The sequence below is a fragment of the Bradyrhizobium sp. NBAIM14 genome (genome assembly GCF_020193895.1).
GTDB classification, from domain to species: Bacteria; Pseudomonadota; Alphaproteobacteria; order Rhizobiales; family Xanthobacteraceae; genus Bradyrhizobium; species Bradyrhizobium yuanmingense.
Genome location: NZ_JADYVQ010000100.1, coordinates 1 through 423, shown reverse-complemented (window position 1 = coordinate 423; position 423 = coordinate 1). Strand labels below are relative to the sequence as shown.

General features: G+C 49.4%; 1 protein-coding gene. It reads right to left on the bottom strand.

Translation table 11 applies throughout. The annotated features are described in order from the left end of the window. On the bottom strand, positions 1-423 hold a 423-nt coding region (locus I6F28_RS37185; RefSeq protein WP_225143965.1), incomplete at both ends, for a hypothetical protein.

Below are 423 nucleotides of genomic sequence, written 5' to 3'. Positions count from 1 at the left end.
GGCATATTGTGTGAGACGCTTTACTGATTCAGTCACCTGACTATCAAAATGTACTTGCGTGGCATATTGCCCTTGTGTATCTAGATGAGGATTGGCCTTTGACCCCGACTGCGAGCGCACCGTGGCAGTAAACACCATCGGCTTGGGGCTATGCTCTGGGGGCGCGATACGTATTGGCTCCCCCCGTGGCACACACACCGACTCGCTATGATATGCAACTTGCTTAGGGTCATTGGCACTGCCTTGCTTATAAATCTGTTTACTGCGAATACAGGTATAATCGCCACCTTTTGCTGTGCCCAATTTACCATTTAACGAAAACGAATAACCGGCATTGGCTTCGGCTACGTTCCCTACCAGCGTGACTTCATTTTTACCTTGTTGATAGGCAAGCTCGAGATTGCCAGTGCGCTCAAATTGCTC